Annotated in this window: 14 protein-coding genes; 4 read left to right on the forward strand and 10 right to left on the reverse strand. The window is 68.0% G+C overall.

Annotation, left to right across the window (positions count from 1 at the left end):
- Positions 1-44 precede the first annotated feature (44 nt).
- The 4 genes from EV137_RS20850 to EV137_RS20865 form a co-directional block, all read right to left on the reverse strand.
- On the reverse strand, positions 45-1,199 hold the full coding sequence (locus tag EV137_RS20850) for a DegT/DnrJ/EryC1/StrS family aminotransferase (RefSeq protein WP_238175459.1): 1,155 nt from the start codon (positions 1,197-1,199) through the stop codon (positions 45-47).
- Positions 1,196-2,962 carry a polysaccharide deacetylase family protein gene (locus EV137_RS20855; protein ID WP_134130404.1) on the reverse strand — a complete coding sequence of 589 codons (1,767 nt, stop codon included), beginning with the start codon at positions 2,960-2,962 and terminating at the stop codon, positions 1,196-1,198. The genes EV137_RS20850 and EV137_RS20855 overlap by 4 nt, the downstream gene beginning before the upstream one ends.
- Positions 2,963-3,031: 69 nt before the next feature.
- Positions 3,032-4,336, reverse strand: a complete 1,305-nt coding sequence (locus EV137_RS20860) for a transcriptional regulator (RefSeq protein WP_134002802.1) — start codon at positions 4,334-4,336, stop codon at positions 3,032-3,034.
- Positions 4,337-4,345: 9 nt separating this feature from the next.
- A complete protein-coding gene (locus EV137_RS20865) occupies positions 4,346-4,714 on the reverse strand; it encodes a cupin domain-containing protein (protein ID WP_134130405.1) in 369 nt (122 codons plus the stop codon).
- A gap of 59 nt (positions 4,715-4,773) precedes the next feature.
- Here EV137_RS20865 and EV137_RS20870 point away from each other — a divergent pair, with 59 nt between their 5' ends.
- Positions 4,774-4,995, forward strand: a complete 222-nt coding sequence (locus EV137_RS20870; protein ID WP_134002810.1) for a hypothetical protein — start codon at positions 4,774-4,776, stop codon at positions 4,993-4,995.
- Between the two features lie 40 nt (positions 4,996-5,035).
- Here the strand turns inward: EV137_RS20870 and EV137_RS20875 are convergent, their stop codons facing one another.
- From EV137_RS20875 to EV137_RS20890, 4 genes are all read right to left on the reverse strand, one after another.
- Entirely contained in the window at positions 5,036-5,692 is a 657-nt protein-coding gene (locus EV137_RS20875) for a Rid family hydrolase (protein WP_134130406.1), read from the reverse strand.
- Positions 5,689-7,269: a flavin monoamine oxidase family protein gene (locus EV137_RS20880; RefSeq protein WP_134130407.1), complete on the reverse strand. Its 1,581-nt coding sequence runs from the start codon at positions 7,267-7,269 to the stop codon at positions 5,689-5,691. Before EV137_RS20880 ends, EV137_RS20875 begins: the two co-directional genes overlap by 4 nt.
- A 114-nt stretch (positions 7,270-7,383) precedes the next feature.
- On the reverse strand, positions 7,384-8,142 hold the full coding sequence (locus tag EV137_RS20885; protein ID WP_134130408.1) for a S1 family peptidase: 759 nt from the start codon (positions 8,140-8,142) through the stop codon (positions 7,384-7,386).
- A gap of 3 nt (positions 8,143-8,145) precedes the next feature.
- Complete coding sequence (locus EV137_RS20890; RefSeq protein WP_134130409.1) at positions 8,146-8,823, reverse strand: DUF4386 domain-containing protein; 678 nt, start codon at positions 8,821-8,823, stop codon at positions 8,146-8,148.
- 67 nt (positions 8,824-8,890) lie between these two features.
- On the opposite strand from EV137_RS20890, the gene EV137_RS20895 reads away from it, so the two are divergent.
- The gene (locus EV137_RS20895; protein ID WP_134130410.1) at positions 8,891-9,553 is read left to right on the forward strand and encodes a TetR/AcrR family transcriptional regulator C-terminal domain-containing protein; all 663 of its coding nucleotides are present in this window, start codon (positions 8,891-8,893) and stop codon (positions 9,551-9,553) included.
- Here the strand turns inward: EV137_RS20895 and EV137_RS20900 are convergent.
- Positions 9,543-11,663 carry a bifunctional polysaccharide deacetylase/glycosyltransferase family 2 protein gene (locus EV137_RS20900; protein WP_238175460.1) on the reverse strand — a complete coding sequence of 707 codons (2,121 nt, stop codon included), beginning with the start codon at positions 11,661-11,663 and terminating at the stop codon, positions 9,543-9,545. The two genes, EV137_RS20895 and EV137_RS20900, sit on opposite strands and share 11 nt — an antisense overlap.
- Complete coding sequence (locus EV137_RS20905; RefSeq protein WP_134130411.1) at positions 11,660-12,097, reverse strand: hypothetical protein; 438 nt, start codon at positions 12,095-12,097, stop codon at positions 11,660-11,662. The genes EV137_RS20900 and EV137_RS20905 overlap by 4 nt, the downstream gene beginning before the upstream one ends.
- A 260-nt stretch (positions 12,098-12,357) precedes the next feature.
- On the opposite strand from EV137_RS20905, the gene glgX reads away from it, so the two are divergent.
- Both glgX and treY read left to right on the forward strand, forming a co-directional pair.
- Positions 12,358-14,475, forward strand: coding sequence for a glycogen debranching protein GlgX (gene glgX / locus EV137_RS20910; RefSeq protein WP_134002823.1), 2,118 nt, complete (start codon positions 12,358-12,360; stop codon positions 14,473-14,475).
- Positions 14,472-16,868, forward strand: coding sequence for a malto-oligosyltrehalose synthase (gene treY / locus EV137_RS20915; protein ID WP_134130412.1), 2,397 nt, complete (start codon positions 14,472-14,474; stop codon positions 16,866-16,868). The genes glgX and treY overlap by 4 nt, the downstream gene beginning before the upstream one ends.
- The last annotated feature ends 2 nt before the right edge of the window (positions 16,869-16,870 follow it).

Genomic DNA, 16,870 nt, shown 5'->3' on the forward strand with positions numbered 1-16,870 from the left:
GTTTCTGCCCGTTTTGGGTAGGAAACCCTCCCCAAGTGACGGTTCTAGCTAGCTACGGCATTGGTGAGGGTGGTTGCGATGGTTCGGGTTTGGGGTTCTGTGCCTAGTAGGTAGGGCTGGGGGAGCCAGATGGTGTCGGTGGAGACTTTGTCGGCGTTCGGGCAGTCGGCCTCTGGGTAGGGTTGGCCCAGGCGGGTCGTGATTGCTTTGGATTCTCGGAGTACGGCGGTGTTGCGGTGCAGGGGGACGTAGCCGCTGGACGCTCGGGTGATTCCTGCGGCGGCGAGGGACTGTAGTACGGCGTCGCGTCGGCCGGGGATTCGGAGCATGAACAGGTGCCGGCCGTGTGCTGTGATCGCCGGGTCGTCCGGGGCGAGCTGTATGCCGTCAACGTCGGAGAGCAGGTCCGTGAGGAGTCGCGCGTTGCGTTCGCGCACCTCCTGCAGCCGTGGGTGACGCCGAAGCTGGACGCGCAGGATCGCCGCCTGGAACTCGGTCAGTCGCAGGTTGTACCCAACCGCCTCGTGCTGGTACCAGCCGCCGCCCGGCACCCGCCCGACGTTCACCAGCGAGTACACGGCGCCTGCCAACTCCGAGGAGTCAGTAAGTACGGCGCCGCCCTCGCCGGCCGTGATGTTCTTGCTGCTCTGAAAGCTGAACGTGCCGAGGTCCCCGATCGCGCCGACCGGCCGCCCCTTGTACGCCGCCCCGTGCGCCTGGGCCGCATCCTCGATGATCGTCAGCCCGTGCTTGGCACCGAGCGCGTTGAACGCGTCCATGTCCGCCGGCCGACCCGCGAGATGGACGACGACGATCGCCTTCGTCCGCTCGGTGATCGCAGCCTCGGCCGCGACCGGATCGAGGAGATGAGTGCCCGCGTTCACGTCCGCAAAAACCGGTACCGCACCCACGAACAGCGCCGCCGAGGCGGTCGCGATGAAGGTGTACGGCGGCACGATCACCTCGTCACCGATGCCGACGCCGGCCGCCCGCAAGGCCACCGCGATGGCGAGCGTCCCGTTGGCGAGGCAGATCGCATGCCCTGCCTGCTGGTACTCCGCGAACTCCTGCTGGAAGGTAGCAACGACATCCCCGCTCGTGCTACCCCACTTCCCCGAGTTCAGCACGTCCAGCAAGGCTTTCGCCTCTTCGTCGCCGTACTCCGGCCACTCCGGCATCCCGGACATCCCAGACGTCATGGTGTGATCACCCATCTGTTGTCTCCAGCAACGATATCCGCGGTCAGTTCGACGAAGGTCCGGCCGAGCCGTACCACCGTCTGGGCCGAACCCTTGCCCTCCTTCACAATGGGGCCAGTGCTCGGTACGGCGAGCAACACCGCAGCGCCCGGCACCGGCTCCGAAGCCTCAGCCCGTACGGCGAGACCGTCCGGATGCGGCTCGACCGACAGCTCGACTCCACGCCGGCTGCGCTCCCAGCTGTTGATCCGGGTTGCCGTCCACCACGGCATCCCGCGCCGACGGGCCTCCGCAGCGAGCTCGATACACGCCGCTCGAGTAGGTGGCCGCAGGTGCAGATGCGGCCCGTGGAACAAGAAGTGTGCAACGCCGTGCACCGACTGAGCGCCGTCCAGGATCACGTCCCGGACAGAAGCGTGCCCGGCCCACGCGAGATCCTGGGTGTGCAGCGGCAGGTTGAGTACGTCGTACATCCGGTTGCCCTCAGCAACCGGTGCCATCGGGAAGGAAACGTGGGAGGCGCCGAACGTGAAGCCCACATCACCTTGTTTACTGGGCCCGCGCGACTCGTCGATCTGGATGCCGAGTCGTTCGCACCAGGTGTAGAACTCGGTCCAGCCCTCCCAGCGGGTGTAGTGGTTCTTGTTCGAGACGATCTGCTCGGTCCTGGTGACGGCTTGCGCCCAGGCGTACTGCGCGCGCATCTGCGGCCAGCCCCAGACCGCGAGGTCCGCGTCACCCATCGCGTTGTAATGCAGGGCACTCTCGTGCCCGGCCGCGGTGATCGCCTCATACAGTTCGGGCGAGTACCCGCCCGGGAATACGTGGCACCACGTCACCTGGACATCCGCCTCGGCGAACGCATCGATTGCCGCCTGACCGTGTTCCTCGACGTTCTGGTCGGAGTCGTGTGACATGTGCGCGACGGCGTCGACGCCGGCCGGCCAGTACCAGAGCCACGGCACTGCCGCGCCGGCCTGTGAAGTGCCCCACCACAGACTCTGCGCGAACAACAAGCACCACCAGTCGGCGTGCGGCTGGTCGAACATCGGTACGGCGCTCGGCGGCGGATAAGTGTGCTCGTACGTCGGGAGCAACTCCGGCTCACCGGGAGGCATCGCCCGGTCCCGCTCGAAGCTGAGCACCATCCCGTCCTCGCACTTGAGGATGCCGTCGTCGATCGGCGCGGTGCCGTCGGCGGCCGGTGCACCGTCGGCGGTGACGGCGTACCCCTGCTGGATCCGGACAATGGTCTGCCACAGGTCGACGCCGTACGTCAGCACGACACCCGCGTCGAGCCGGCGGAGGGTGACCGCGGCCGTGTCGTCGTCCTGCCAGCGGGCGAGCACCTCGACATCCTCGCCAGTGAGTCGACGACCGCCGACGGCGTGCAGTGCGACCGGTGGACGGGATGACCAAACAGGGGTTTCGGACAGTACGACGTGGCCGTCCGGGACGCTGTCTCCCGCCGATACACCCGCCAGCGCGGCCAGCGGACCGGGGTCACCGACGAGGATCAGCACACCGCCGTCGCGCACCCACTGCTCGAGACCGTCGTTCGGCCTGGTCTCCGGGGTGGTCGCGAAGACCAACACCGAGACGTCGTTGTCCGCTTCGCGAGGGGAGATCGAGCGGTACGGCAGCCGCAGGTGTTCGAGCACCTCGGCCAGGTAGACCCACCAGGCGTCCTGACCCGCCTGATGGGCCCGCTCGGTCGCCGCCCGGCTGTCCACCACTGCGACTGCGTGAAGGGGTTCTGGCACGCGACCAACCCTGCCCCAGGCGTCCTTCTTCGGCAAGGCCTAAATAGCTGTTATGGACGACCGTAATAACTAGCGCGGAATCTTCTCCACCAGCAGTTGGTACGGGCGTGGTGGCCGGCCGAGCTTGCTCGAGCGGGGTGGCGGCATCGGCCAGGCCAGCCCCTCGTCGACGAGCGTGCTCAGTGTCCGGCGGGCAGTTCGCAGGGTGACGCCGAGGAGTTCGGCGACCTTCTCCGCGTCGACGACCCGCTCGGTGTCGTTCGCGTTCTCCAGCTGCTCGGCCAGTGTGGCCAGGATCTGCAGCGCGCGCGAGTCGCCCGGCACCGGCCGCTCGGCAGCACGCGTGCGTTCTCCAGGAACCTGCAGGACGAAACCGTGCGGCCCGACCACGAACGCGGTCCCGCCACCCGCCGCCTTGTCCACCGCGGATTGCGCGTTCACCTCCGCCTCGCGGGTCGACGTACCGAGTCCGATGCCCACCTCGAGCCGGATCCCCAGCTCCTCGGAGATCCGGTCCAGGAACGGCGCCATCGACAGGTTGTCGGTTGCCAGCCGCAACGAGCCCATCGTCGTGACGATCAGGAAGCTGTGCTCGTCACGCGGCACCACCGCCGCGTCCATCGGCCGGGCGTCACGCAGCAACTCGCGGTGCAGCGACAGCCGGAGCTCCTGGTACCAGTACGCGCTGGCGCTCGCATGCGCCGGCAGCGAGGCGGCGGGCACCCGGACGATCATCGTGACGATCCGGGACTCCTCGAGCTTGGCGCCACTGCCCATCAGGATCGCCGTCGTCAGGGCCTGCCGGATCGTCATCGACGACGGCGTCATCCGCAGGGTCGGTACGCCGGCCTTGCGCAGCGCCACGTCGACGGTAGGCACGGTCGTCACCGCCCCGGTGGTCCGCCCGCGCTCGTGCAGCGTGCGGTGGAAGTCGAGGAACGTCTCGGCCGACTCCGGACCTGTGTATTCCTTCAGCCGTACGCCGGACGCACTCAGGCCGATCTCTTCGTAGACATGCGTGAGATCGCGCCGCGACATCGTGTCGACGCTGATCCGGGCCGGATCGAAGACCTTCTCGAGCACGCCGCGAAGCAGGGTCGAGAACAACGCCGGCCCGCCGCTCGGCACGTACGTCGCGGGCACCGGCAGCCCGCCCGCGACCGCCACGTCGTACGGCAGCGGTCCCGCGAACAGGAAGGAGTCGACACGGGAGGCGATCCGGGCTGCCTGCTCATGCGCGTCGTGCTCGTCGGCGTACTGGGCGGTGACCAGCCGCAGACCGGGATTGTCCAACTCGCGCGCCAGATTGATGATCCGCCGCACAATCTGCTCCGCGCCAACAACACCAACCGTCACCTGTTCGTGGGTCGCCACTCTGTCAGGTTAACGGGGTGGGTCGACGTTGACGGTGGGGATTCCGCCGCCGGCTCGGGCGATGATGGCCAGGGACGGGTCGGTGGTGGGGTTGCTCTCGCGGTGGACGGTGAAGGCCGGTACGTGTACGAAGTCGCCGGCGACCGCGTCGAGGTACTCGTCGGTGCCCTCGAACTCGAGCCGCAGTACCCCTGACACGATGTAGAGGCTGCTCTCGTTGCGGTCGTGGTGGTGCCAGCCGGAGATCGCACCGGGCTGCGTGATGACCTGGCCGGCCCACAGGATCGGGAGCTCGAAGGCTCGCATCCGGAGCATGCCGGCCGTCGGGTCGGCGGCGACCAGGTCACCAGCTTTGATCACACGGACCGGCTCAGTCATGACACCAGTCTGCCGCCGCGCGAGCTGCCCGGCTATCGGGCGGCGCGTATGGTTCGGCTATGGCGAGGATTGTGTTGCGGGTCCGGCTGATCAGTGGCGACCAACTGGATGTCACCTACGACGAGCCCGGGGCGGCGGACGACGTGACTGTCCAGCATGCCGTCACAGCACTCGCGAGTGATGGCGGACTGCTGCGGTGCAGACACGGCGATCGGGACATGGTGCTGTACTCCCGCGGAGTCGCCGCCGTCGAGGTCGCGCCACGCGGCGCGGTGCTGTAACCGGAATGCCCCGGCTGGATCGCCGGGGCATTCGGAGCGGTCAGCGTGTCGGGTACGCCGCGTCGACTTCTACTTCGACGAGCCAGCCGCCGACCGGGAGGTTCTCGATCTCCAGGGCGAAGCGGGACGGGCGGGACTTGTTGACCACGAACGGTTTCGCGGGTGCCGCCGTACCGAGGGGGACGGGGACGTAGGCGCCGGTGGTGAGGTCCGTGTTCGCGAAGTACTGGCGGTATGCGCGGTTCCACCCGGCGAAGTCGGCGACTGTCGCGCCGGCGGGGTTCTGCAGGAAGACCCGCATCGTGTAGACGTCGGCGTAGGACAGCCCCGCGGCCGCGAGGTTCTCGCCGATCCGCCGGAGTACGTTGATCCCTTGGGCTTCGGTGATGGTGACGCCAGCGGGCAACGTCCCGCCCGGGAAGATCGCGGTGTCGATGTACGACGCCTCGGACCCGGCCGGAGCGCCCGTGTTGAGCGCCGACGGCCCGATCCCACTCGTCTTGTAGACCGGCGTGTTGGCGCCGATGCCGACACCGGTCGCGATCATCGGGTTGGACTGCCCGGCGGGCAGGGCGGGTACGACGGTGCCGGGTTTCGGCGGCTTCGGCCGGTCCCACCAGCCGGCCGCCGTACCGGCACCTGCTGTGAACGACACGACCAACGCGACGGAACCCGCGATCAGAGAGGTGCGCTTCATCGGCTCGCCACCCGACTGTGCAGGGCGGTCACGGCCGCGCGGGCGGACACCATCGCACCGTGCTGCCAGGCGATGGCGTGGGACAGGTGGTCGCCCGCGAAGTAGATGTTGCCGGTGGCCTCGAGCAGCCGGGCGTAGATCCCGTCGGTCTGTGACGGCCAACTGACCCAGGAAGCCTCGGAGTACTTGGTGCCCATCCAGTTGACCGAGAACGACGCCTTCACGTCCTTCGAGTAGACGTCACCGTGCATCTTGGTGCCTTGCATCAGCGCGCGCTCCAGCCGGGCCGCCGGCGTCAGAGCGCCGTACGCGTTGGCGTTGGCGCCGGTGTTGTAGTAGCCGATCACGGTGCCGCGATCGCCGTGGAACCCGTACGACGGGTACCAGGTGTTCACGGTGTCGAGGCTGCTGTTGGTGATACCTCCGTAGATCCGGTGGTCCTCCTCCCACCAGCGTCGGCCGTACTCGATACCGATCTTGCCCGCGTTCGTCGGCCGGGCGTACTTGAGTGCCTCGACGATCGGCGCCGGCAGGTTGGACGGGACCTTCGCGGCCAGGTGCGGTGGCAGGGTGCAGATGGCGTAGTCCGCGGTGATCATCCTGGTTCGCGACCCGGTCTTGTAGGTGACCTGGACACCGTTGCCGGTGTTGTTCATCCCGGTCACCTCGGCGCCGTACCGGATCTTGTCCTTGCCGACGGCCCGCTCGAACGCGTACGGGATCCGGTCCATCCCGCCGACCGGCTGGAACATCATCACCGCCTGGTCCCAGCCGAACTCGAACGAGAAGTAGTTGCCGACACCGCTGGCGAAGACGTCGCTCAGTGCGTACGGCGCGGCCGTCGTACCGGCCTCCATCCCGGCGCCCGGCTCGACCGTGTACCCGCGGCGGCCGTCGGTTCCGGTGTACGCGAACCCGGAGGCCTTGTTCCCGATCGAGCCGAAGCTGCTGAGGAACCCGATCAGCGCCTCCTTGTCGGTCGCGGTCAGCATGCTGTCGAGCGCGCCCTGATCGGCGGCCGTGGCGAGCAGCTCGGCGACGTAGCCGTACACGTCCGCCTTGGCGGTGCGGTGCCGGATCGGCTTGTTCGACAGGCTGGTGGTGCCTTCGCGGTACAGGTACGCGTCCGCGTTCTGGTTGACGAACGGCTCGATCGCGACGCCGAGCTCGCGGCAGTAGTCGAGCGTCACATGGTGCTGCGGCAGCCGCGCCGGCCCGGCGTTCATGTACTGACCGGGTGAGAAGGTCGCGCGCTGGGTGTTGCCGGCCAGGTCCGTCTCGACGGTGCCGCCGCGTACGGTCCAGTTGCGGCCGCCCGGGCGTTGCCGCGCCTCGAGCAGGGTCACCTGGTAGCCGGCCTTCAGGAGCTCGTACGCCGAGGTGAGCCCGGCGATTCCGGCGCCGAGGATGACGACGTGCTTGGCGCCTCGGCCGTTGAGATCGGCCCGCGACGGGGCGGCGTACGCGGGAGTCTCGGCGACGCCCGTGAGGCCGAGCGCCGACATGGTGGAGTAGAGCACCCCCGCACCACCGGTGATTCCGACCTGCTGCAGGAATTGACGTCTGGTCTGCGCCATGCCTTCTCCTCACTGAGCAACTGGGTAGCTGACCAGAAAGGTAAGGACATGGTGTTTTCGGAGCGTGACAGGACCGTAACGTATAGACGCTCGTACTGACAGGTATGTTTCGGCTTAACGAACCTGTTGGAGCATCGCCTTCGCCGCGCCCGCGATCTCCGTGTACACGCCGGGCTTGCCGGGCTGGGCGCAGCCCTGGCCCCAGGAGACGACGCCGAGCAGTCGGCCGTTCAGGACGAGTGGGCCGCCGGAGTCGCCCTGGCAGGCGTCGGTCCCGCCCGCGAGGTAGCCGGCGCAGACGTTGGTGGCGGCGGCGTACCCGTTGGAGACGTAGCTCTTGACTGCCAGGCAGGCCTTGTCCCCGAGGTCCGGTACGGCGGCCTTCTGCAGGGTCTCGTCCGGCCCGGTGTCCTGCGTGTCACCCCAGCCGTACACAGTCGGTACGACGCCTGCCCGGTCGGCTCGTGCCCGGGTCTCCAGCGGCAGTACCGGTACGCCGATGAACGGCTTCGCCAACGTCAGCACCGCGACGTCGTACCGGTGGTCTTTCGTGTTGTAGCCGGGGTGGACCCACGCTTTGCTGATCGTCGACACCCGGCCGACCGAGTCGTCCGCGAGGTCCGCCCGTCCCTGCACCGCGTAGTACGTCGACACCGGCTCGTCCATGCAGTGTGCGGCCGTCACGATCTTGTCGGGTGCCACCAAGGCAGCTCCGCAGTACCGGCCGCTCGAGGACATGGACTGCGTGTTGTTCAACGCGATCGCCCATGGCGCCTCGGTCGTGCTCGCGACCGTCCCCCCAACGACCACCGGCTTCGCACCTGCCGTGACAACCAGCAGAACCCCCACAAGAAATGCAGCCCGCTTCAGCATTCACTACTCCACGTGAGACAAAGATCGCTCCAAGTAAAGTCCCACACCGAGCGCGATCGTCCACAGCCCCCACGCCGTACTCCCGAGCAGTCCGGCCGCGTCCCACACCGGGAACCCGGGGAACGCGGTCGCCAGGATGTCGCCCTGGTTGGCGAAATACAGCACGCTCGCCGCGAGCCCCATCCACCCGATCCACCGCGGCAGCGCACGCGTCCGCAGTATGGCGACACTCACCAGCACGCTCCATGCGATCGCGAGCAACTGTCCCAGGTGCTCACCGAGCAGCGCGCCGCCGAATTGATGTTGTGCTGTCCAAGCCATGGCTGCCGTCGGGTCCCCGTCCGCATATGCACGAGCCAAAGGCGGTACGACGAAAACCCAGCGCAGGAAGCCGATCAGCGACAGCAGGACCGACGTTGCGCCGAGCGCAGTCGCAACACGCAACGGCCGATTGATTGCCTGCGGCAACATCAGGATCGGGATCGCGAGCAGCCCGTACGTCCAGGCGGTCGCGAACCAGGTCCAGGTCAGTCCGGAGCCGCCCTCGACGTACTCGGTCAGCACCTTGCCGGCCGGCTCCCGCAGGATGTCCGGCCAGTCGAAGGTTGCGGACAGCACGGATGCGGCGACGGCGAAGCTCACCGCAGCGACGACGAACAGGATTCCAGTGGTACGGCGCATGATTCCCCCAAATAAATTGTACGGTGTACAGAGATAGTGTGCGCGTAATTCTGTACGCTGTCCAGAGATGGCTACGCGAGGGCGGCCCGGGCCGCGACGAACCCTGACCGAGGACGAGCTGCTGGATGCCGCGCTCCAGCTGCTGGACGAGGGCGGGCAGGCGTCGATCCGCGGGATCGCGGCGAAGGTCGGAGTGGCGCCGAACGCCGTCTACACCTATTTCCCGGACAAGTCCGCGGTGATCGCCGCGCTGATCGAGAGGCTGCTCGGCGACGCCGACACCGGCGGATTCGCGGACGAGAGCCGACCGTGGCGGGAGCGGATCGAGGCGCTCGCGCTCGACCTTCGCGCGAACCTGGTCGCGCATCCGGGTGCCGGCGCGCTCCTGATGAGCGGTCCGATGGACGGCCCGCGGACGACGGCGCTGAACGAGCGTCTGCTCGGTCTGCTCATCGACGCGGGCCTCGACCCGGCGGACGCCGCGCGGTCGACGTACCTGCTGATCGTCTACGTCCTCGGGTCGATCGCCCTCGAGGTAGCGGACGAGACCGATCCCGGACCGCTACCGCCCGAGGACGCACGCGTGGCCCGGCGGCGTGCGACGTACGACCAGATCCCGGCTGAGGTCTTCCCGCGGTCAGCCGCGGCAGGGCCGACGATGGCGCGCTTCATCACCACCGAGCAGTACCTGTGGGGTCTGCGCCGGATCCTGGATGGCATCAAGGGCTGACTGGCGCCTGCAGACTGCCGTAGCGCTCCATGCGTTGCCAGCGGAGCCGGGTGCCGGCCAGTGCGGTGAAGACCGACTGGATGACCACCAGGTACATCAGTTGCCGGTAAACGAACTGCTGCAACGGCAGTGTCCACAGTGGTCCGGCTCGCTCCCCGTCCAGCCGGAATGCGTAGAAGCCCATGAGCAACTGCAGTACGACGAAGGCGACCCAGACCGACAGCACGCGGACCGGGTTGAGGAACACCAGGCCGTAGATCGCGAACACGTCCACTACAGGTGCCAGCAGCGGCAGCAGCACCTGGAAGAGCATGAGGTACGTCAGACCGCGACGGCCGAACTTCCCGGCCCGACCGCCCTGCACCATCGCCCCGCGGTGCTTCCACATCGCCTGCAGCGTCCCGTAGCACCAGCGGTACCGCTGCCGCCACAGTGCGCCCAGCGACGCCGGCGCCTCGGTCCACGCCACCGCACTCTCCTCGTAGACCACCCGCCACCCGTCCCGGCACAGCGCCATCGTCAGGTCGGTGTCCTCGGCCAGCGTCACGTCACTCAGTCCGCCGATCCGCTCCAGCGCCGTACGACGGAACGCACCGACGGCACCGGGCACGGTGGGCATGCACTCGGCGAGGTCGAACAACCGGCGGTCCAGGTTGAACCCGATCACGTACTCGATGTGCTGCCAGCGGCCGAGCAGACCGCGCCGGTTGCCCACCTTGGCGTTGCCCGACACCGCCCCGACGGACGGGTGCCCGAACGGCTGGATGAGCTTGCGGACGGCGTCCGGCTCGAACACGGTGTCGCCGTCGACCATCACGATCAGCTCGAACCGGGCCGCTTGCAGACCGGTGTTCAGCGCGATCGGCTTGCCCGAGTTGGCCTGCCGGATCACCCGGACCCCGGGGATGTGCAGCGCTTCGACCAGATCCGCCGTACCGTCCGTCGACCCGTCGTCGACGACGATCACCTCCAGCGGGTGGTCCGAGGCGACCAGCGAGCGGATCGCGGCCTCGATGCCTGCGCTTTCGTTGTACGCCGGAACGATGACGCTGACCGGTTCCGTCACCGGGGGGCCGTACGACCAGCCACGCATCTTCACGTGCCGTCGGGCCGCGATGACCGTGGTGATCGCGCGCAGCACGCTCAGCGCGCCGGCGGCGTACAGCAGCCAGCCGATCAGGGTCAGTACGGCGTCGCTGATCCGCATCGCCCACATCACCGCGAGGCCGCGGCCGCGGTCCAGCACACTCGCTTTACGAGTGGGGTCCGGCAGGCCGACCGCTTCGCTGACCGTGGCGAACCGGAAGCCACGTGCCTTCAGCCGGGGGAGCAGTTTGCTCAGTGCCTCGACGGTCTCGCTGCGGTCGCCTCCCGCGTCGTGCATCAGCAGCACCTGTCCGGCCGTGCTGCGCGGCATCGAGTTGGCGATGACCTGTTCGGTCCCGGGCTTACGCCAGTCCTCACTGTCCTGCGTGCTCAGCACGCTGAGGTAGCCGGCCTTCCGGATCTGCTGGAGGCTTGCCCAGTCGCGGTCGTTCAATGCGCTCGGTTCGGACGAATAGGGCGGCCGGAAGAGCGTCGTACTGGTACCTGTCGCTCCGGCGAGGATGAGCTGGCTCTGCCGGAACTCGAGTGCACGGCGCCAGGAGGCCGCGGTCGACAGGTTCGCGTGGGTGAAGGTGTGCAGGGCGATCTGGTGCCCTTCGGCGAGGATCCGCCGGGCCAGCTCCGGGTGCGCGGCGACCTCGGTGCCAATGACGAAGAAAGTCGCGTGCACGTGCTGCTGCCGCAGCAGGTCCAGGATCTTCGGCGTCCAGACCGGGTCCGGGCCGTCGTCGAACGTGAGCGCGATGGTGCGGGCCTTCGGTGACGCGGACCGGGGAGTGCCCTCGCCGGCGTCGATGACCGGTCCGCCGGTGAGGATCTGCGGCGGTACCGTTCCGTAGCTACCGGTCTGCTGGACCGCGCCCTCGGACAACGTACCGAGCATGTGGTGCGTGTAGCCGTTCAGCAACAGCATGCTGGCCAGGCAGACCAGCAACATGGTCAGCACGACCCAATGCGTGCGGAGTGGGACCGGCTTGGCCCGCCGCGCGACAGGTCTGCTCACGGCGTCGTCGGCGTCTTGGTCTTACCGGGCGGCGTGGTCGGCTTGTTGCCGCGTGTCGTGGTGGTCGTCGCCGTCGGAGTAGGTGTGGCGGTCGTCGGCGAGTTCGTCCGGCCCGGCGGCGTGGTCGTGGTCGTCGGAGCAGTCGTCGGTACGACGGTCGGCGGCGGCACCGGAGTCACCGGCGGGACAGTTGTCGGGACGGTCGTCGGACCTGAGCTCGGTACGCCGGTGGGGGTCGTCGACGGAGTCTGCGGCGTGGAGGTCTCGCTCGGCCCGTCACCCGGCGTACCGGAGGTGTCCCCGGTCGTGGGCCGCACTGTTTCGATCGCGATTTCGGCCGGCGGAGCGGTCGGCCGGTGCTTGGGCTTGGCCGCTTCCGGGAGCGGAATGAGCGGGGTGTCCATCCGCGGCCCGCCGAGAAGGCTACTGACCATGAGCACCAGGTAACCGACGGTAGGTACGGCGAGGAAGGCGCCAGTTCTGCGGATGGTGCGACGGCGACGCCCGGTCGCGTCGAGGAAGACCGGCCGCCGGGGGGAATGCGGTTTCACAAGGGCGAGAGCTTAGTCGAATCGAGCGGAAATTGGGACGTTCCAAGTCTTGCAACAAGCTGCAAGCCCTTGCCCGGTGAATTCTCGAGACCGAAACACCCGGGGGTTCGGTGACCGGGGGTCGGGGTGGCTACTGTCGTCAGGTGCAGAAATGGCCTGGTCGTCCTTACCCTCTCGGCGCCACGTACGACGGCGCCGGGACGAACTTCGCGGTGTTCTCGGAGGTTGCCGATCGAGTGGACCTGTCGCTGATCGGCGACGACGGATCCGAGCAGCTGGTGCAGCTGACCGAGGTGGACGGGTTCGTGCACCACGCCTACCTCCCCGGAGTGCAGCCGGGACAGCGCTACGGCTTCCGGGTGCACGGGCCGTACAACCCGTCCGAAGGCCACCGGTGCAACCCGTCCAAGCTGCTGCTGGACCCGTACGCGAAGGCTGTCGACGGGCAGCTCGACGGTGACGAGTCGCTGTTCAGCTACCGGTTCGCGAAGCCGGACGAGCTGAACACCATGGACAACCGTGAGCACACCATGCTCTCGGTGGTGACCAACCCGTTCTTCGACTGGGGCAACGACCGCCCGCCGGGCCACGCGTACCACGAGACGGTGATCTACGAGGCGCACGTCAAGGGCCTCACCAAGACGCATCCGGGCCTGCCGGAGAACATCCGCGGCACGTACGCCGGGATCGGCCACCCGGCCGTCATCGAGCACCTCAAGGAGCTCGGGGTGTCCGCGATCGAGCTGATGCCGGTGCACCAGTTCGCCCAGGACGGCCACCTGCAGGAGCTCGGCCTGTCCAATTACTGGGGCTACAACACGATCGGCTTCTTCGCGCCGCACAACGCCTACTCGTCGACCGGCACCCGCGGTCAGCAGGTGACCGAGTTCAAGGCGATGGTGAAGGCGCTGCACGAGGCGGACATCGAGGTGATCCTCGATGTCGTCTACAACCACACCGCCGAGGGGAACGAGTTCGGTCCGACGCTGTCGTTCAAGGGCATCGACAACGCGGCGTACTACCGGCTGGTCGACCAGGACAAGACGCACTACTACGACACCACGGGTACCGGTAACAGCCTGCTGATGCGGCACCCGCACGTGCTGCAGCTGATCATGGACTCGCTGCGCTACTGGGTCACCGAGATGCACGTCGACGGCTTCCGCTTCGACCTCGCGGCCACGCTGGCCCGCCAGTTCCACGAGGTCGACCGGCTGTCGGCGTTCTTCGACCTGGTCCAGCAGGACCCGGTGGTGAGCCAGGTGAAGCTGATCGCCGAGCCGTGGGACGTGGGCGACGGCGGCTACCAGGTGGGCAACTTCCCGCCGCTGTGGACGGAGTGGAACGGTAAGTACCGCGACACCGTGCGCGACTTCTGGCGGGGCGAGCAGTACACCTTGGCCGAGTTCGCCTCCCGGCTGACCGGCTCGTCGGACCTGTACCAGGACGACAGTCGCCGGCCGCTGGCCAGCATCAACTTCGTCACCGCTCACGACGGCTTCACGCTGCGCGACCTCGTGTCCTACAACGAGAAGCACAACGCGGCGAACGGTGAGGGCGGCAAGGACGGCGAGAGCCACAACCGCTCCTGGAACTGCGGTGTCGAGGGCGCGACGGACGATCCCGAGGTACTGCGACTGCGCGCGAGGCAGCAGCGCAACTTCCTCACCACGCTGCTGATCTCGCAGGGCGTGCCGATGATCGCGCACGGCGACGAGTTGGGCCGGACGCAGAGCGGCAACAACAACGTCTACTGCCAGGACAACGAGATCGCCTGGGTGGACTGGGGGCTCGGCGAGCCGCAGAAGCACCTGCTCGAGTTCACCCGGGCCGTCGTCCGCCTCCGCAACAACCACCCGGTGCTGCGCCGTCGCCGCTTCTTCCACGGCGACACCGGGATCGACGGACTCGGTGACCTGGTCTGGTTCGCGCCGAAGGGCGCCGAGATGCAGAACGGCGACTGGCAGCAGAACGACGCCCGGGCGATCGCGGTCTTCCTGAACGGCGACGCGATCTCCGAGCCGGACCTCCGCGGCGAGCCGGTGGTCGACGACTCGTTCCTGATCCTGCTGAACAGCAACTACGAACCGGTCGACTTCCTCCTCCCACCCGAGGAGTACGGCGAGAACTGGACGGTCGTCGTCGACACGACGAGTGCTACCGGCGCCGGGACCGACGAGCCACACGCCGCCGGCACCACGGTCCAACTGGAGGCCCACAGCACGCTCGTCCTGACCCGCCCGAGGCAGGCCGCCGGATGACGGGGGTCCCGCAGGCCACCTACCGGTTCCAGCTCCGCGCCGAGTTCGGCTTCGACGCCGCGGCCGCGGTGGTCCCGTACCTGGCCGGCCTCGGGATCTCCCACGCGTACCTCTCCCCGATCCTCCAGGCCGCACCCGGTTCCACCCACGGGTACGACGTGGTGGACCACAGCCGGCTGTCCGAACCGATGGGCGGCCGGCCGGCGTTCGACCGCCTGTCCGCGCAGCTCACCGAGTACCGCATGGGCGCCATCGCGGACGTCGTACCGAACCATGTCGCCGTACCGACGCCGGAGAGCTTGAACAAGGCGCTGTGGTCGGTGTTGCGGCTCGGGCCGGGTTCGCAGTACGCGGACTGGTTCGACGTCGACTGGGGTGCGGGGAACCAGCCGTTGCTGATGGCGGTGCTGGGGCAGCGGATCGGCAAGGTGCTTGCGGACGGAGAGTTGTCGGTCGACGGCGACGTACTGCGGTACTACGAGCACGAGTACCCGCTGCGGCCGGGGACCGAGCACCTGCCGATCCAGGAGCTCGTCACCGAGCAGTGGTACCGCCTCGCACACTGGCGGGTCGCTGACGAGGAGCTGAACTACAGGCGGTTCTTCGACGTCGACACGCTCGCCGCAGTACGTCAGGAGACGCAGGAGGTCTTCGACGCGACGCATCAGCTGCTACTCGCGTTGCTGCACGAGGGCAAGCTCAACGGGTTCCGGATCGACCACCCCGACGGCTTGGCGGACCCACGCGGCTACCTGCGTCGACTGGCCGAGCGCACCGGCGGTGCCTGGGTCGTGGTGGAGAAGATCCTGGAAGGCGACGAGCAGCTCCCACGCGACTGGCCCTGCGCCGGCACCACCGGGTACGACGCCCTGCTGCGCGTCGGCGGCCTGTTCGTGGACCCGGCCGGTGCTGCACCGCTTGCAGCACTGCACTCGGAGCTCACCGGCGCACCGGCCGACTTCGGGCCCGTGGTGGAGGAGGCGAAGCGCGAGATCGTCCAGCACGGGCAGTACGCCGAGGTGCATCGGCTGGTCGAGTTGCTGGCCCGCATCTGCCAGGACGACGTACGACTGCGTGACCACACCAGGCGGGCGTTCCATGAGGTCGTGGCCGAGTTGCTGGTCCAGTTCGACGTCTACCGCGCGTACGTCGTACCGGGTGAAGAAGCGCCTGCTGCTGCGGTTGCTGCGATGGAGCGCGCGGCCGAGAAGGCCCGGGCCAATCTCGACGAGGACCGGCAGGCGACGCTCGACGTAGTGCTGCACCTCCTGCTCGGACGTGAGACGAACGCGATCGACGAGGAAGCGCGGGCCGAGCTGATCGTGCGCTTCCAGCAGACCTGTGGGCCGGTGATGGCCAAAGGCGTCGAGGACACCGCGTTCTACCGATGGCTGCGGCTCACGTCGCTCAACGAGGTCGGTGGGGACCCGGAGCACTTCGGTGTCACGCCCGAGGAGTTCCACGCGTACGCCGCCCAGCTGAACCAGCACTGGCCCAAGACGATGACCACGCTGTCTACTCACGACACCAAACGCTCAGAGGACGTCCGTGCGCGTCTCGGCGTACTGTCCGAGCAGCCGGCCGCCTGGTCGGAGGCGGTGCGTGAATGGCGCAGGCTCGCGGATGACCACCGGAGTCCGCTGCTGGACGGCAGCACGGAGTACTTGTTCTGGCAGACGCTCTTCGGCACCTGGCACGACGGACCGCTCGCTGAGGACCGTCTACAGGCCTACCTCCTCAAGGCGATCCGCGAGGCCAAGAGGCACACCAGCTGGACCTCCCCGGACGACGAGTACGAGCAGACCGTCGCAACCTTCGCAAGAGCAGTCCTGCACGACGACACCGTGCTCGAAGCGGTACGTCGCTTTGCTGACGAGCAAGCCGACTACGTGCGCGCAGCCACGCTCGGACAGAAGCTGGTGCAGCTGACGATGCCCGGCGTACCGGACGTGTATCAGGGCACCGAGCTGGTCGACCTGTCCCTCGTAGACCCTGACAACCGTCGTCCCGTGGACTACGAGCAGCGCATCAGTCGGCTGCAGCGTCTGGACGACGGCGGCAAGCCGGAGGACCTGTCCGACGAGAAGCTGCTCGTCACGTCGCGGGCGCTCCGCCTCCGCCGGCAGTACCCGGAGGCCTTTGCTGGTAGCTACACGCCGCTCCCGACGTCAAACGGACATGCGGTTGCGTTCGCCCGTGGAGACGCGGTGATCACCGTTGCGACCCGGCTGCCGGCCGCGTTGCAGCGTCTGGGCGGCTGGGGTGAGAGCACGGTCGTGCTGCCGAGTGGCCGATGGAAGAACGTGCTGACCGGACGCGACGTCGGCAGCGGCGCAGCCCGGATCGTCGACCTGCTGACCGACCTCCCGGTCGCCTTGCTGGTCAGGAGCTGACA

Source organism: Kribbella pratensis (assembly GCF_004366075.1).
Taxonomy (GTDB): Bacteria; Actinomycetota; Actinomycetes; order Propionibacteriales; family Kribbellaceae; genus Kribbella; species Kribbella pratensis.

Excerpts from the sequence above, each read along its gene's own strand:
- EV137_RS20850 (WP_238175459.1), bottom strand. The coding sequence starts at position 1,199 with ATGACGTCTGGGATGTCCGGGATGCCGGAGTGGCCGGAGTACGGCGAC.
- EV137_RS20865 (WP_134130405.1), bottom strand. The coding sequence starts at position 4,714 with ATGACTGAGCCGGTCCGTGTGATCAAAGCTGGTGACCTGGTCGCCGCC.
- EV137_RS20870 (WP_134002810.1), top strand. The coding sequence starts at position 4,774 with ATGGCGAGGATTGTGTTGCGGGTCCGGCTGATCAGTGGCGACCAACTG.
- EV137_RS20875 (WP_134130406.1), bottom strand. The coding sequence starts at position 5,692 with ATGAAGCGCACCTCTCTGATCGCGGGTTCCGTCGCGTTGGTCGTGTCG.
- EV137_RS20880 (WP_134130407.1), bottom strand. The coding sequence starts at position 7,269 with ATGGCGCAGACCAGACGTCAATTCCTGCAGCAGGTCGGAATCACCGGT.
- EV137_RS20885 (WP_134130408.1), bottom strand. The coding sequence starts at position 8,142 with ATGCTGAAGCGGGCTGCATTTCTTGTGGGGGTTCTGCTGGTTGTCACG.
- EV137_RS20890 (WP_134130409.1), bottom strand. The coding sequence starts at position 8,823 with ATGCGCCGTACCACTGGAATCCTGTTCGTCGTCGCTGCGGTGAGCTTC.
- EV137_RS20895 (WP_134130410.1), top strand. The coding sequence starts at position 8,891 with ATGGCTACGCGAGGGCGGCCCGGGCCGCGACGAACCCTGACCGAGGAC.
- EV137_RS20905 (WP_134130411.1), bottom strand. The coding sequence starts at position 12,097 with ATGGTCAGTAGCCTTCTCGGCGGGCCGCGGATGGACACCCCGCTCATT.
- treY (WP_134130412.1), top strand. The coding sequence starts at position 14,472 with ATGACGGGGGTCCCGCAGGCCACCTACCGGTTCCAGCTCCGCGCCGAG.